Below are 15,262 nucleotides of genomic sequence, written 5' to 3'. Positions count from 1 at the left end.
ATTATTGATAATTTGTGAAACTTTTAGTGAAAATCCGCCTTTTTACATGTAGCTTTTGATTTCTTTTCAAGGCTCTGTTAAAGCCCAATGTTGTTTTAAAGCACTGTTGATTGTAGTGGAAGGCGCGTAGACTCCTCCGAAAATGCTAACGCATTTCCATCGTGCGTGGGCACATTCGAGGAAGCTCAATCAATGTCCTGCGGGATGAGCAAGTCATGGGGAGACCCCGCAGGCGCATAAAGCGCCGAGGAGGCTCCCCTACTGCAAGGAAGAATTGGTTTATGAAAAAGCCGGCTTTTGGGATTTTTCATTATTCTTCCCCGCGGAAAGCGAAGCGCCTGGAACGAAAATCAACAGCCAGGTTTAACAGAGCCATTTTCTAAAAGCTTCATCAGCTGACTGAAGGAACACCTAGCTTTCCTTTTCAAATAATAAAAGTCGATTAGTCAGACGTTTGCAGTATAATGAATACTATTCAGTTTATGCATATCATGATTCTTTGCGAGAATCCTATATAAATAAGTGGAATAATAAAATAAAAAGAGGTTTTCACATGAGTAAAAGAAGTTTTGACGAGTACAACTTAAGCGATGAAATTAAACGCGCCCTCTCAGTGTTGAAATATGAATCGCCGACAGAGGTCCAGGGAGAAGTCATTCCGTTAGCATTGCAGAAACAGGATCTTGTCGTAAAATCCCAGACTGGAAGCGGCAAAACTGCCTCCTTCGGCATTCCCATTTGCGATATGGTTGATTGGGAGGAAAGAAATCCACAAGCGTTGATTCTTACTCCAACCAGGGAGCTGGCTGTACAGGTTCGTGAAGATATTACAAATATCGGCCGATTCAAAAGAATCAAGGCTATGGCCGTTTATGGGAAGGAACCTTTCGCAAAACAAAAAGAGGAATTGAAACAAAAAATGCATGTTGTTGTTGGTACGCCAGGACGTGTGATCGATCATATCGAAAGAGGAACACTTGTATTAGATGAAATCAAGTACCTGATCATAGATGAAGCGGATGAAATGCTCAATATGGGTTTTATCCATGATGTGGAATTCATTATCGAAGAACTTCCATCAGACAGAGTAACGATGGTATTTTCTGCGACATTACCTAAAGACGTTGAAAATCTCTGTCATAAATATATGAAAGATCCTGTTAATATCGAAATTGCTTCCACTGGGGTCACAACCAATACGATAGACCATTTGCTGATCGAAGTGAAAGAAGAAGATAAGATTTCACTGCTTAAAGACATTACCGTTGTTGAAAACCCGGAGAGCTGCATCATTTTTTGCCGAACGAAGGAAAATGTTGATACTGTGTTTGAACAGCTGGAGGATGCTAATTATTCCTGTGAAAGACTTCATGGCGGATTAGAGCAGGAAGATCGCTTCGCCGTAATGAATGGCTTCAAGATGGGGAATTTCCGTTATCTAGTGGCCACCGATGTTGCTGCACGCGGGATTGACGTCGATAACGTTTCGCTCGTCATTAACTATGACGTTCCGATGGAAAAAGAAGGCTATGTGCACCGGACAGGCCGAACTGGGCGCGCTGGTAATAAAGGAAAAGCGATTACGCTTGCTACACCTTATGAAGATAAATTCATCAGGGCCATCGAACGATACATTGGCTTTGAGATTCCTATGACAGAGGCTCCGAGCAAGCAGGAAGTTACAAGAAACCAGACTGCGTTCGATGAAAAAATCAGTGGACGCCGTGGCGTGAAAAACAACAAGACAGCCCGCATCAACCAGGACATTATGAAGCTTCATTTTAGCGGCGGGAAAAAGAAAAAGCTTCGTGCTGTCGACTTTGTTGGAACGATCGCGAAAATTCCTGGAGTAACCGCAGACGATATCGGCATCATCACGATCCACGACACTATGTCATATGTCGATATCCTGAACGGAAAAGGCTCGCTTGTCATTCAGGCAATGGAGAATGGGACAATTAAAGGAAAGAAGCTTAGAGTGAGCAAGGCAATTAAATAGAACAAAAAGCGCAAGCGCCTCGTACAGCCCCGACAATCGCTGTAGTTGGATTAAGATCTCGAGAAAAAAGGACGATTATGATATGCATAATCGTCCTTAAATTTATCTTATTTTTTACAGACAATGATCTCGCGTTCGAAGGTCCCTTTTTTCACGACACAGCGATCAGCAATGACAAAACCAGCATTAGCGATGATAGAGTCGATTGATTCAATCGTGACGATAACCACTTTATCAGCAAACTCGTATGTGCTTTGAAGCATTTCAAGCTGCTCTTCCGGTGTGATGACCGAGCACAGATTGTACGGCATATCAATAATCGCCACGTCGTAGCTCCCAGTGACTTTGCGGATGTCCTTGAACGTAACTTCCGTTTCATATCCAAAATGTGCGATGTTCTCCCTTGTTCCAGGCAGAATGAGCGGGTTGATATCACTGGCAACAATGTCAATCCCCATCGATAATGCTTCCACCACTACCGTTCCAATTCCGCAGCATGGATCGATCGCTTTAACTCCAGCTGGATTAGGAACTGCGATATTGGCGACCGCTCTTGCGACACGAGTACTCAATGAAGTTGAGTAGCTATGCGGCTTTTGCTGGTGATGCAGCCAGACCTGTTCGCTGCTGTGGTATTCACCAAATACCCAACGCTCATTCACATTCATGATCCCAAACAGCAGATCAGGATTTACGAGCTCCGGCTCCCCGGGAATTTCCAGACCCACTACTCGTTCGATTCTGCGTCTCTCTTCAAAATCCACCTTTTCAGGACCTGTCACTTTTACATACATCACTTTAAAAGTAGCGCCATTCAATTCTAATTTTTTCACTTGCTCAATTAGGTCCTCTAATTGCTCACCGTCAATAATGACATCCATACGTCCCCTTATAAAAGGACTTCGGCTTGGATCGATTTTCAAAGTGCTCTCCAAGACGCTGGATTCTGTATCCTCCCCAAAAAACGAGCGCATTTCCAATGCACACAACTCTTTTTCCTCAGATGGAAATGCGTAATTATATATAAATGACTTAGGCTCAAAGTTAGTGAATTTCACTCAATGTCAAATCCTTCCCTGTGCAAAACAGCATTTCTCCACTCCATATCATATAACTTTCCTTGTGGTAATCGAAATAAAAATGACTTACCCCTTAGGTAAGTCAAGTGATTGGTATGCACTCTGATACTTTCCGCCTTCAGCTACTTCAGAGTGATACAAAGCTTTTAATGCAAAGCTTTTCTCCAGGTCATGTTCTTTTATCAAACTAGATAAGCGCGTTTGCAGCTCTGGATTATCTTTAATCAATTGTTTCATCTGCGATTTTACAAACTTCATGAATCATTACCTGTACCCTTCTAAAATAATTGACCTGCTAAGTATGCATTAACATCTTCAGTCGCTCATATCTTTTTCCTTCTCAATCCGGCTCTACATGGACATGGACGTCATATATATCGTATTCTTCCATAAGTTTCTCTTCGACCATTGTGGAGATATCATGTGCGGTGCTGATGTCGAGGGTCGGATTCACGGTGATGACGCAATCAACGACAATATTGTTGCCGTAGCTCCGCGCCTTTAAATCCTTAATTCCTTTGACACCAGGAATATTACAGATGGTATCGTTATATTCTTTAATTAGGTCTACATCAAAGCCGTCTGTCAGCTGGTGGGATGCTTCGCGGAAGATGTCCCAGCCAGTTTTTAAAATCAGTGCACCAACGATGACTGCGGTTACGGGATCGAGCCATGGCAAACCAAATTGGGAGCCGATGATTCCGACAGCCGTACCGATACTCACCCAAGAATCGGACAGGTTATCTTTAGCCGCGGCCATGACCGAATGGCTTTTTATTTTGTTAGCGAGGTTCCGGTTATAACGATACACAAAATACATAATGAGTGCGGAAAATAAACCTGTCCAGGCAGCAACCAGATCTGGTGCTTCCTGAGTTCCTTCAAAAACGGATGTGAAAGCGCTGGTTAAAACCTGGAATCCGACCACAATGATGATAAAAGATGCCACCATCGAAGCGACCATTTCTGATTTCCAGTGGCCATAAAGATGGTCATCATCAGCAGGTTTTTGCGATAGCCTTAACCCGATAAGGACGGAAAGCGAGGCTAAAATATCGGTCGTGTTGTTCAAACCATCTGCCTTCAATGCTTCGGAATCGCTGATATAACCTACAGAAAGTTTCAAGGCAGAAAGAAGTATATAAGCGAGGATACTTATAATGGCTCCACGTTCGCCTAATTTCAAATTGGAATAACGTTCTTCATTCATGGACTGGCCTCCATTCAAGTGCTAGAACATTTTAACAATCAAGAAGTGAGTAAGTCTATAGCAACCTTTTTACCCTTGTCCATATAATTGACAGGACTCCAAAAAAGTTTCCTATGGCAAAAAAACAAAAGCGCCTGACGGATACGATTATTAGGACAAAGTTAAATGAATATAAAAGACTTGAAGTAATTACCAGAAACTTTTCCCTGCTTTTAAACGTATAATTAATATCGGAAAATTACGCGATTATCGGTACAGCTACAAAACTATTTTCACTTGTGGTAAAATGTAAGCTTCAATAGATTCCTAGGAGGGATTGCATGGGGACTAAAAAGAATATGTCCGTAAGTTTTGTTTTGATTGCCATTGTTCTATTATGGCTAAAAACCTACACCGTTTATAAGTTCAATTTTGATATAGATATTGAAAATAAAATGCAGGAATTCATCCTGTTCATTAATCCATTGAGCTTCCTTATGTTCGCTTTGGGACTAGGGATTTTCATGGCAGGCAGGAAGCAGAAAATTTTTGTCATTGCGACAAGTTTCATCACTTCCTTTATTCTTTACGCCAATGTTGTTTACTATAAGGAGTTCAGTGATTTCATCACGATTCCCCTGTTGACACAGACAAGCAATATGGGCGATTTAAAGAGCAGTGTCGGGGAATTGATTAGCTGGACTGATATCATTTATTTTGCCGATACCTTGTTGATTCTAGCGCTAGCTTTTGTAAAAAGTTCTAAGATTTCTTTTAAAAAGTACAAAAACGTATATGCAGCAGCGTTTTACTTCAGCGCGATTGGTCTTGCCTTTTTCAACCTTGGGCTTTCTGAGTCTGAACGTCCTGAATTATTGACTCGTACGTTCGACAGGGAAATCCTAGTAAAGAATATCGGGACGTACAATCACCATATCTATGATGCGTACCTACAGACAAAGACAACAGCACAAAGAGCCATGGCAGATGGCAACCAGTTGACCGAAATCGAGAACTATACTCGTGCTCAATATAAAGAACCATCTAAAGAAATGTTCGGTGCGGCAAAGGGCAAGAACCTTATTGTCATCTCAATGGAATCTACCCAGAACTTTGTCATCGGACAGAAGGTGAATGGCCAGGAAGTCACGCCATTCTTGAATGAGTTCATTAAAGACAGCTATTACTTTAATAACTTTTACCATCAGACTGCACAAGGTAAAACGTCTGATTCAGAATTCCTATTGGAAAACTCTTTATATCCGCTTGGCCGCGGAGCCGTATTCTTCACCCACTCAGGGAATGAATACATGTCACTTGCTGAAAGGCTGAAGGAAAACTCTTATTACACTGCGAAGCTTCATGCGAACAACAAGAGCTTCTGGAATCGTGACGTAATGTACAATAATTTCGGTTATGACCGTTTTTACTCATTGCCGGATTATGAAGTGAATGAAGAAAATTCTGTTGGCTGGGGTATGAAGGATATGGATTTCTTCGACCAGTCAGTTGAACATTTAAAAGCAATGCCAAAGCCGTTCTTTGCGAAGTTCATTACGCTGACAAACCACTTCCCGTTCGAACTGGATGAAGAAGATAAATTCATTGATGAATTTGATTCAAACAGCGGCACTTTGAACCGCTACTTCCCAACCGTTCGCTATACGGATGAAGCATTGAAGCTATTCATCGAGGATTTGAAAGCAGAAGGACTTTACGAGGATTCAATCATCGTGATCTACGGTGACCACTATGGTATTTCCGAGAACCATAACAAAGCAATGGAGCAATACCTTGGCAAGGAAATCACGCCATTTGTTTCTACACAACTGCAGCGTGTGCCGATGATTATCCATATCCCTGGTCACGAAGGCAAAACGATTTCAACTGTAACTGGTCAAATCGATCTTCGCCCAACATTGCTGAATCTCGCTGGAATCGATACTAAGCAGGATATCCAGTTTGGAGCAGACATGTTCTCCGAAAAGCAGGATAACTTTGTTGCCCTAAGAGACGGAAGCTTCATTACCGAAGATTTAGTTTACACAAAAGGTGTATGTTATGATAAAGCCACAGAAGAACCGACTGACGGTGCAAGCTGTGAACCATTCATCGAGCATGCGAAAAACGAACTAAGTTACTCAGATCAAATCATTTACGGAGACTTGCTTCGTTTTTATGAAAAAGATGATCAACAACAATAAGATTGCAGAACCCCACTGGTGATTCAGTGGGGTTTTTTGTGTGGAAATGAAGCTTGGTATGATTGTTTCACCTGGTGTGGCTTCAGACAATATCTTGTGGAAGTGACTTTGTTTTGTCTGAACCTGGGGTGGCTTCAGACAAAATTTTGTGGAATTGACGGGGTTTTGTCCGAACCTTGTGTGACTTCAGACAAAACCTCGGGGAAGTGACTTTGTTTTGTCCGAACCTTGTGTGACTTCAGACAAGATCTAGTGAAAGTGGCGATGTTTTGTCTGAACCTGGTGTGACTTCAGACAAAATCTCGGGGACGTGACGCTATTTTGTCCGAACCTGGCATCACTACAGACAAAATCTCGGGGACGTGACGCTGTTTTGTCCGAACCTGGCATGACTTCAGACAAAATCTCGGGGACGTGACGCTATTTTGTCCGAACCTGGCATGACTTCAGACAAAATCTCGGGGACGTGACGCTATTTTGTCCGAACCTGGCATGACTTCAGACAAAGTCTCGGGAAAGTGACTTTGTTTTGTCTGAACCTGGTGTGACTTCAGACAAAATTTTGTAGAATTGACGGTGTTTTGTCCGAACCTGGTGTGGCTTCAGACAAAATCCCGGAGAATTGGCGTTGCTTTGTCTGAACATGGCGTGACTTCAGACAAAATCTCGGGGAATTGGCGCTGCTTTGTCCGAAGCTGGTGTGACTTCAGACAAAACCTCGGGAAAGTGACTTTGTTTTGTCTGAACCTGGTGTGACTTCAGACAAAATCTTGTGGAAGTGACGCTATTTTGTCTGAATCTGGTGTGACTTCAGACAAAATCTCAGGAAAGTGACTTTGTTTTGTCCGAACCTTGTGTGACTTCAGACAAAACCTCGGGGAAGTGACTTTGTTTTGTCCGAACCTTGTGTGACTTCAGACAAGATCTAGTGAAAGTGGCGATGTTTTGTCTGAACCTGGTGTGACTTCAGACAAAATCTCGGGGAAGTGACGCTATTTTGTCCGAAGCTGACATGACTTCAGACAAAATCTCGGGGAAGTGACTTTATTTTGTCTGAACACAAAAAAAACGCCCCATTAAGGAGCGTTCTTAATTTATACTTCCATGATAATCGGCAAAATCATTGGTCTTCTGCCTGTCTGGCTGTATAGGAATGGGTTGACGACGTCGATGACGGCCTTCTTGATGCTTGACCAGTCCTTCGTGCCTCCTGCCAATTCAGTCACAATTTTATCCTTGATCAGTTCTTCTACATTTTTCATCAGGTCGCCTGACTCCCTGACATAAACGAATCCTCTTGTTACCACAGTCGGCTTGTTGACCAGCTGCTTTTTCTCGCGATCGATCATCATCGTGACGATCACAAGTCCGTCCTGTGAAAGTACTCTTCTGTCTTTTAAGACGATATGTCCGATATCGCCGATTCCGCTGCCGTCAACATATACTGGCTGAGCTGGAACTTTTCCGGCAACCTGCCCGCCGTCTGCAGACAATTCCAGGACATCCCCGTTATCTAAAATAAACGAGTTTTCACGCGGGATTCCGCATTGTTCCGCTAATTTAACATGCTGGTCCAGCATACGGTATTCACCGTGAATCGGAATGAAAAACTTCGGATTCAGAAGCTTGATCATCAGCTTCTGCTCTTCCTGCTTGCCATGCCCTGAGGTATGAACCTCACTGATTTTATGATGGATGACATCGGCGCCGATTCGGTGCAGCTTATCAATTACGCGGTTTACGCTGATTGTGTTGCCGGGAATCGGTGATGACGAAAAGACAATCGTATCTCCAGGTATGACTGAGATTTGTCTGTGTGTTCCATTCGCAATCCGCGCAAGAGCTGCCATCGGCTCGCCCTGGCTACCCGTACAGATGATCGTCAGCTGATGGCTTGGAACCTGTCCGATCTCGTTAACGCTTACGAAAGCATCATCTGGCGCAGAAATATAACCCAGTCTGCGTCCGATTTCGAAAGTCTTTTCCATGCTTCGGCCAACAATCGCCATTTTCCGGTTATACTTGAGGGACGACTTCACCACCTGCTGTACGCGGTCAATATTGGAGGCGAAGGTAGCGAAAATGACGCGGCCATCCACTGTCTGGAAAATATCCTCGATAGCTTCTCCGACACGTCTTTCAGATATCGAGAATCCTGGCTGCTCACTGTTCGTACTGTCCGATAACAAGCAAAGTACACCTTCACTGCTGATCTCAGCGATTTTTTGAAAATCAGTGCCCCTTCCAACCGGTGTTAAATCAAATTTAAAGTCACCTGTGTGAACAATATTCCCTTCCGGAGTCGTAACCACGACACCGAATGAATCCGCGATACTGTGCGTTGTCCGGAAAAAGCGAACCTTGATATTCTGGAACTCGACGACCGTATCATTGTTGATCTGGTGGAACTTGACACCCTTGATTTTGTGCTCCTGCAGCTTGGACTTAATTAGCTCAACTGCAAAATCACCTCCATAAATCGGCGCCTTCACATCCTGCAGCAAAAACGGCAATCCGCCAATATGGTCTTCGTGGCCATGAGTGACGAAAATACCTACCAGCTTGTCCTGGTTTTGCTTCAAATAAGTGTAATCCGCTAGCACATAATCAATTCCGAACAACTCATTATCCGGAAACTTAATTCCGCAATCCACTAACACCATTTCATTTTTATATTGAATTACATACGTATTTTTACCGATTTCACCAAGACCGCCCAAAGCGAAAATCTTGAGATCCTTTTTCAATTTCGTTTCCATAGTTCAGCTCCTGTTTCTTAGTGTAAATGTATTTATCAATTCCCATGGGAATCATATCTCTTAATAAAGAATAGTGAAGAAAGTGGCTGGAGAAAATAGGGGGTTGAATTCTTAAAATATACCATAAATTTAACGGTTCAACAAATATTGCAATCCCTTGTAAAGATTGAGACGCTAATTATAGGGGAAAAGTTGCTGTGGTTTGGTAAATTTCGAATCCTATGAACGGATTTATACGAAAAAGCTTCTGCTTTTACCGTTACGGCTCTCTCCCCTCTTTTTCGGGAAATGCAGGTGCTCTGCTTTTACCATTATGGCTCCTTCAACTCTTTTTCTAGTAATGCAGGAGCTATGCTTTTACCGTTCTGGCTCTTGCGACTCTATTTCGGGCAATGCAGGAGCTAAGCTTTTACCGTTTTAGCTCTTTCTACTCTTCTTCGGGTAATGCAGAAGCTCTGCTTTTACCGTTTTTACTCTTTCTACTCTTTTTCGGGCAATGCAGAAGCTCTGCTTTTACCGTTTTTACTCTTTCAACTCTTTTTCGGGCAATGCAGGAGTTCTGCTTTTACCGTTTTTACTCTTTCAACTCTTTTTCGGGCAATGCAGGAGCTATGCTTTTACCGTTTTTACTCTTTCTACTCTTTTTCGGGTAATGTAGAAGCTCTGCTTTTACCGTTTTTACTCTTTCTACTCTTTTTCAGGTAATGCAGAAGCTCTGCTTTTACCGTTCTGGCTCTTGCGACTCTTTTTCAGGTAATGCAGGTGCCTATACATTTCTTCTATACGACGTTTTGTCGCTATTTCAATCCATTCGGGATCATAGAAAATTTCTATATGCCCTTTTTGTGACATTGCAATCCATTTGTGCTCATAGAACGTTCCTCTCTCACATTTCAACAACAGACCACTCCTCTTGGTCACATAGACGAACTTTTTGTTTCAACATCCTCACCTCACTCTACTCCAATCCAAAAAAACACCGCCATAATCATCGCGGTGTCCGTTTTCCTTATAAGATTTCTTTGAATGTTTTTGCTTGCTGGTCCAGTTCGTGGGCGGCACTGCCGATTTCTTTGAAGGCGGCGACTGCTTGTTCATTGAGGTTCTTGTTGTTAGTGATGCCATTTTGCGAGCGCTGGGTGGCTTCGTTGATTTTTGTGATTTCGCTTGCTATTCCTTCGATGTGTTCATTGACTTCCTGGATTGAATCCTGGACGCGTGTGGCGAGTTTCCGGACTTCTCCTGCAACGACGTTGAAGCCTCTCCCATGTTCTCCGGCTCTTGCCGCTTCAATGGCTGCGTTCAGGGCAAGCAGATTGGTTTGTGCGGCAATTTCACGAATGGTCTGGACGATGCTGCCGATCGATTTGGCCTGCGATTTCAGAGATTCGAGAATTTCAAGATTTTCTTTTGACTCTTGTACAAGCTTGCTGGCGGCCGTGGCTGCTTCTTCACTTCTTGTAATCCCCATTTCCGCGCGTTCGTTCAGGTCTTGGGACATTTGCTGAAGCTCCCTGGCAAGTCTTGTCGTGTTCAATTCTCGCTCCGTGATGTCAGTTGCCACCTTCACCACACCAGCAACTCTGCCTAAATCATCATATACAGGTGTGTATGTAGCCTCAAGCCAGAGAAGATTGCCTCTCTTCGTGACTCGCTGGATTTTCTCCTGAAAGCTTTTTCCGCTGCGCAGGTTTCTCCATAATTCTATATAGGCTCTGCTTCCTGCAAATTCGGCTGTACAAAACTGTTTATGCAACAGTCCCGGCATTTCATCTACTCGATAGCCCATCGTCCGTGCAAAGTTCTCATTTGCCCAGAGCACTTGTCCATCAGGATCGAATTCGATCATCGCCAAAGACCTTTCAATAGCTGCCAGGACGGCGTCTTCCCCAAAAACCTGTGTGCTCTTCTTTTCCTTACCAATCTGCATATTGTCTCCTCTTTAATATGTAATAGGGATCTTTATTACTATCGTACTAATGTTTATGCATTACCACAATTTTAAGTATGCTATTGTGCTCAAAAAAGCCATCTGTCTCCATAGAAAACTTCAAGCCACTCATGTTAAGATAATGAGTAATTAAATGTAAGGATGGGATTCTTTTGGATCAAAAAATCTTGCCCGCATCATCGAACATGAAGGAGTTTGAACAGTTCCTTGGAAGCCCTTTTGAAATCGGAGTCATGTTGGAAGTGCATATCGCCCAATTAAAAAATATTAACGCTATGGCAAAACGTCATGGAAAAAAGATGATCTATCATGTGGATATGATTCAGGGACTGAAGAGCGATGACTATTCGACCGAATACCTCTGCCAGGAATACAAACCGTATGGCCTGATTTCAACGAAGTCGAGTGTCATTTTAAAGGCAAAACAAAAAGGAGTGCTCGCTGTGCAAAGGGTGTTCCTGATTGATTCGCATGCACTCGAAAAAAGCTATAAACTTATTGAAAAAACGCGCCCTGATTATATTGAGGTTTTACCAGGAGCAATGCCTTGGATGATCAAGGAGGTCAAGGAACGAGTTAACATTCCGATTTTTGCAGGCGGGCTGATCAGGACTCCTGAGGAAGTGAAGAACGCATTGAATGCAGGTGCTTCTGCCATCACCACTTCTAAAAGGGAGTTGTGGGAAATTACAGAAATATAATTTAATTGTTGACATCGCTTTCATCTCAAGGTAGTATAGGTTTACAAGTTAACTATGGTGGAGATATGGAGACCCATGCTTTATGCCCTCTTTTCTGTAGAGAGGTGCTGTTAAGCATGGGTTTTTTCGTGTTTTCTGCTAATACTAACAAATAATCTTAAGGAGGACTTATACATGCTTAACTTATTCAAGCCGGCTCCCCATGTGGAGAGACTGTCTGAAGAAAGAACCGAAGCCGAGTATAAGAAGTTAAGGTTCCAGGTTTTCATGGGAATCTTCATCGGTTACGCAGCTTATTATCTTTTGCGTAAAAACTTCTCAATCGCCATGCCTTATCTTGTGGAAGAGGGATTCTCAAAGGGTGAATTGGGACTAGCATTATCCGCGATCTCCATTTCGTATGGAATCAGTAAATTTGTGATGGGGACGGTGTCGGACCGGAGTAACGCCCGGTGGTTCATGACCGCAGGACTTGTCCTCTCTGCCATTGTCAGCTTATTGATGGGCTTCATACCATTTTTCACATCTTCTGTTGCTATTATGTTTATCATGCTTTTTATCAATGGTTGGGTTCAAGGTATGGGTTGGCCTCCTGCTGGCCGCGTGTTGACTCACTGGTTCAGTGTTAGTGAGCGTGGCGGTAAAACCGCAATCTGGAACGTTGCCCACAATGTCGGCGGCGGTTTGATGGCTCCACTTGCAGTTGCCGGAGCAGCGATATTTGCCGGAATACTTGGTTCATCTTACGCAGGATATGAAGGTGTTTTCATACTGCCGGCCATCGTGGCACTTGCTGTAGCACTTGTGGCCTTTATGCTGATTCGTGATACTCCTCAATCAATGGGACTTCCGCCAATTGAAGAATATCGTGATGATTATCCAACAAAAAAGAAACAGTTATTCGAAACGGAATTGACGACAAAAGAGATTCTTTTCAAGTATGTTTTAAACAATAAATGGATTTGGATCATTGCCGTTGCCAACGTCTTCGTTTACTTTGTCCGTTATGGAGTATTGGACTGGGCACCAACTTATTTAAGTGAAGAAAAAGGCTTCTCAATGAACGAATCAAGTGTCGCCTACTTCCTGTATGAATGGGCTGGTATCCCTGGTACATTGCTGGCTGGATACCTATCGGACAAGCTGTTTAAGGGACGCCGCGGACCTGCTGGATTCGTGTTCATGCTAGGTGTATTGGTTGCCGTCCTTGTCTACTGGTTCAACCCGCCAGGAAATACATTCGTCGATATGGCTGCTCTGATCGCAATCGGGTTCTTGATCTACGGACCTGTTATGCTGATAGGTCTTCAAGCACTTGACTATGTACCTAAAAAAGCTGCCGGAACAGCTGCTGGCTTGACCGGATTATTCGGTTACCTTGGCGGATCTGTTGCAGCCAACGCTTTGATGGGTTACCTGGTTGACTTTGCTGGCTGGGACGCTGGTTTCTTGCTGCTGACTATTTCTTGCGCGCTTGCAACATTATTGTTTGCTGTGACATGGAATGTCCGTGGACAGGAAGTTGTTAAACACTAAGCTTTCTTTGTAAAAAATCCGACACATGAAAATCCCTTGTGTCTGTGATATAATGATTACAAGTTAATAAATCGGGTAGGAGAACTGGAGAGACCACGATAACATTACGGCTTTTGGGCGATAATGTTGTTTGTGGTCTCTCTTTTTTTCATATTCAAGGAGGCGTATCGTATGAGATTTTCAAATCTCGATCGTAAAAATATAGTATCGAAACTGAAAAATGGAACATTCGATGTTCTTGTGATTGGCGGCGGCATTACCGGTGCTGGAATCGCCCTTGATGCTGCAACTAGAGGGATGAATATAGCTTTGTTGGAAATGCAGGATTTTGCGGCAGGTACCTCAAGCCGTTCCACAAAGCTCGTGCACGGCGGCCTTCGTTATTTAAAGCAATTCGAAGTGAAGATGGTGGCTGAAGTCGGCAAGGAGCGGGCGATTGTGTATGAGAATGGCCCGCATGTCACGACACCAGAATGGATGCTGCTCCCCTTCCATAAGGGCGGAACATTCGGAAGCTTCAGCACCTCCATTGGCCTTAGGGTGTATGACTTTTTAGCAGGTGTCAAAAGGTCGGAGCGCAGGAAAATGTTCAGCGCTACTGAAACTTTGGCAAAAGAACCACTTGTGAAAAAAGACGGCTTGAAGGGCGGCGGCTATTATGTTGAATACCGCACCGATGACGCCCGACTGACAATCGAGGTCATGAAACAGGCTGTGGATAAAGGCGCAACACCATTGAACTATTCCAAAGTTAAAAACCTTATATATAAAAACGGTATTGTTGCAGGTGTCCTGGTTGAGGATCTTTTAACAGGTGAGGAGTACGAGGTCCACGCTAAAAAAGTGGTCAATGCCACCGGACCATGGGTGGATGGCATCCGTGAAATGGATGATTCGAAAAAAGGAAAAACACTGAAGCTATCAAAGGGTGTTCATATCGTCATCGATCAATCACGCTTCCCGCTCAAGCAGGCGATCTATTTTGACACCCCGGACGGACGGATGGTATTCGCGATCCCTCGCGATGGCAAGACCTATGTCGGTACGACCGATACTTTTTACAATGAAGATCCAATTAATCCTGGCATGACGGAAGAAGACAGAAGCTACCTGCTTAAAGCGATCCGATACATGTTCCCAGATGTGAATGTCACGGAAAAAGATGTAGAATCCAGCTGGGCAGGCGTCAGGCCGCTGATCCATGAGGATGGCAAGGCTCCATCTGAAATCTCCAGAAAAGATGAAATCTGGGAATCCGATTCAAAACTGATCACCATTGCTGGCGGAAAATTGACTGGCTACCGCAAAATGGCGGAAACGATTGTTGACCTGCTTGCTGAAAAATTCGCTAAAGAGGATGGACTCAGCTTCCCTGGCTGCCATACGAAGAATTTGCCGATTTCAGGCGGAGATGTCGGCGGTTCTGCCAACCTGGACTCTTTTGTAGAAAAGCAGCTTGAAGCGGGCATTAAGGCTGGCTTTACTAAAGAAGAAGCCCGCCGTCTGGCATACCAGTATGGATCGAATGCCCCGATCGTATTCCAGTTAGCATCTGAACACAAAAAAGAAGCAGACCAATACGGCCTGCCATTGGAGTTGTTCGCAAAGCTGATCTATGGTATCCAATATGAAGCGGCAGCAACGCCAGTCGACTTCTTCAACAGACGCACAGGAGCAATTTTATTCGATATCCACATTGTGCATAACTTCAAGGAAAATGTGATTAACTTCATGCGTGGCCAATTCAAATGGAACGAGCAGCAAATAGAAGCCTATACTTTGGAGCTTGAAGGAGCTTTAAATGAAGCGGTCATTCCAGTAAAATGACCTATAAACCCCTGAAC

Annotated in this window: 11 protein-coding genes; 5 read left to right on the top strand and 6 right to left on the bottom strand. The window is 43.7% G+C overall.

Features of this window, described 5'->3' with window-relative positions; translation table 11 throughout:
* Positions 1 to 553: 553 nt before the first annotated feature.
* Positions 554 to 1,999, top strand: coding sequence for a DEAD/DEAH box helicase (locus LGO15_RS03980; protein WP_226086834.1), 1,446 nt, complete (start codon positions 554 to 556; stop codon positions 1,997 to 1,999).
* 107 nt (positions 2,000 to 2,106) lie between these two features.
* On the opposite strand, the gene LGO15_RS03975 is transcribed toward LGO15_RS03980, so the two are convergent.
* From LGO15_RS03975 to LGO15_RS03965, 3 genes are all read right to left on the bottom strand, one after another.
* On the bottom strand, positions 2,107 to 3,057 hold the full coding sequence (locus LGO15_RS03975) for a TRM11 family SAM-dependent methyltransferase (protein WP_226086833.1): 951 nt from the start codon (positions 3,055 to 3,057) through the stop codon (positions 2,107 to 2,109).
* 87 nt (positions 3,058 to 3,144) lie between these two features.
* Positions 3,145 to 3,336: a hypothetical protein gene (locus tag LGO15_RS03970; RefSeq protein ID WP_167833503.1), complete on the bottom strand. Its 192-nt coding sequence runs from the start codon at positions 3,334 to 3,336 to the stop codon at positions 3,145 to 3,147.
* An 82-nt stretch (positions 3,337 to 3,418) separates the two neighbouring features.
* The gene (locus LGO15_RS03965; RefSeq protein ID WP_167833502.1) at positions 3,419 to 4,288 is read right to left on the bottom strand and encodes a cation diffusion facilitator family transporter; all 870 of its coding nucleotides are present in this window, start codon (positions 4,286 to 4,288) and stop codon (positions 3,419 to 3,421) included.
* A 320-nt stretch (positions 4,289 to 4,608) separates the two neighbouring features.
* Here LGO15_RS03965 and LGO15_RS03960 point away from each other — a divergent pair, with 320 nt between their 5' ends.
* On the top strand, positions 4,609 to 6,471 hold the full coding sequence (locus tag LGO15_RS03960) for an LTA synthase family protein (protein WP_226086832.1): 1,863 nt from the start codon (positions 4,609 to 4,611) through the stop codon (positions 6,469 to 6,471).
* A gap of 1,094 nt (positions 6,472 to 7,565) precedes the next feature.
* Here the strand turns inward: LGO15_RS03960 and rnjA are convergent.
* The 3 genes from rnjA to LGO15_RS24285 all read right to left on the bottom strand — a co-directional run bounded on the left by rnjA (position 7,566) and on the right by LGO15_RS24285 (position 11,160).
* A complete protein-coding gene (rnjA, locus tag LGO15_RS03955) occupies positions 7,566 to 9,230 on the bottom strand; it encodes a ribonuclease J1 (RefSeq protein WP_226086831.1) in 1,665 nt (554 codons plus the stop codon).
* Positions 9,231 to 9,917: 687 nt separating this feature from the next.
* Entirely contained in the window at positions 9,918 to 10,127 is a 210-nt protein-coding gene (locus tag LGO15_RS03950; protein ID WP_226086830.1) for a hypothetical protein, read from the bottom strand.
* A 112-nt stretch (positions 10,128 to 10,239) separates the two neighbouring features.
* On the bottom strand, positions 10,240 to 11,160 hold the full coding sequence (locus tag LGO15_RS24285) for a methyl-accepting chemotaxis protein (protein WP_167833500.1): 921 nt from the start codon (positions 11,158 to 11,160) through the stop codon (positions 10,240 to 10,242).
* Positions 11,161 to 11,333: 173 nt separating this feature from the next.
* Between LGO15_RS24285 and LGO15_RS03935 the strand changes: the two genes are divergently transcribed.
* The 3 genes from LGO15_RS03935 to LGO15_RS03925 all read left to right on the top strand — a co-directional run bounded on the left by LGO15_RS03935 (position 11,334) and on the right by LGO15_RS03925 (position 15,245).
* Positions 11,334 to 11,882, top strand: coding sequence for a glycerol-3-phosphate responsive antiterminator (locus LGO15_RS03935; protein WP_167833499.1), 549 nt, complete (start codon positions 11,334 to 11,336; stop codon positions 11,880 to 11,882).
* A 174-nt stretch (positions 11,883 to 12,056) separates the two neighbouring features.
* Positions 12,057 to 13,418 carry a glycerol-3-phosphate transporter gene (glpT, locus tag LGO15_RS03930; protein ID WP_167833498.1) on the top strand — a complete coding sequence of 454 codons (1,362 nt, stop codon included), beginning with the start codon at positions 12,057 to 12,059 and terminating at the stop codon, positions 13,416 to 13,418.
* A gap of 171 nt (positions 13,419 to 13,589) precedes the next feature.
* Complete coding sequence (locus tag LGO15_RS03925; RefSeq protein WP_226086829.1) at positions 13,590 to 15,245, top strand: glycerol-3-phosphate dehydrogenase/oxidase; 1,656 nt, start codon at positions 13,590 to 13,592, stop codon at positions 15,243 to 15,245.
* Positions 15,246 to 15,262: the final 17 nt, after the last annotated feature.

It is taken from the genome of Mesobacillus sp. S13, from assembly GCF_020422885.1.
In the GTDB taxonomy this organism is placed as follows: domain Bacteria; phylum Bacillota; class Bacilli; order Bacillales; family Cytobacillaceae; genus Mesobacillus; species Mesobacillus selenatarsenatis_A.
The sequence above is the reverse complement of the archived record's forward strand: the minus strand, read 5'-3'. Positions and strand labels throughout refer to the sequence as shown.

Excerpts from the sequence above, each read along its gene's own strand:
- LGO15_RS03960 (WP_226086832.1), top strand. The coding sequence starts at position 4,609 with ATGGGGACTAAAAAGAATATGTCCGTAAGTTTTGTTTTGATTGCCATT.
- LGO15_RS03925 (WP_226086829.1), top strand. The coding sequence starts at position 13,590 with ATGAGATTTTCAAATCTCGATCGTAAAAATATAGTATCGAAACTGAAA.
- rnjA (WP_226086831.1), bottom strand. The coding sequence starts at position 9,230 with ATGGAAACGAAATTGAAAAAGGATCTCAAGATTTTCGCTTTGGGCGGT.
- glpT (WP_167833498.1), top strand. The coding sequence starts at position 12,057 with ATGCTTAACTTATTCAAGCCGGCTCCCCATGTGGAGAGACTGTCTGAA.
- LGO15_RS03980 (WP_226086834.1), top strand. The coding sequence starts at position 554 with ATGAGTAAAAGAAGTTTTGACGAGTACAACTTAAGCGATGAAATTAAA.
- LGO15_RS24285 (WP_167833500.1), bottom strand. The coding sequence starts at position 11,160 with ATGCAGATTGGTAAGGAAAAGAAGAGCACACAGGTTTTTGGGGAAGAC.
- LGO15_RS03970 (WP_167833503.1), bottom strand. The coding sequence starts at position 3,336 with ATGAAGTTTGTAAAATCGCAGATGAAACAATTGATTAAAGATAATCCA.
- LGO15_RS03965 (WP_167833502.1), bottom strand. The coding sequence starts at position 4,288 with ATGAATGAAGAACGTTATTCCAATTTGAAATTAGGCGAACGTGGAGCC.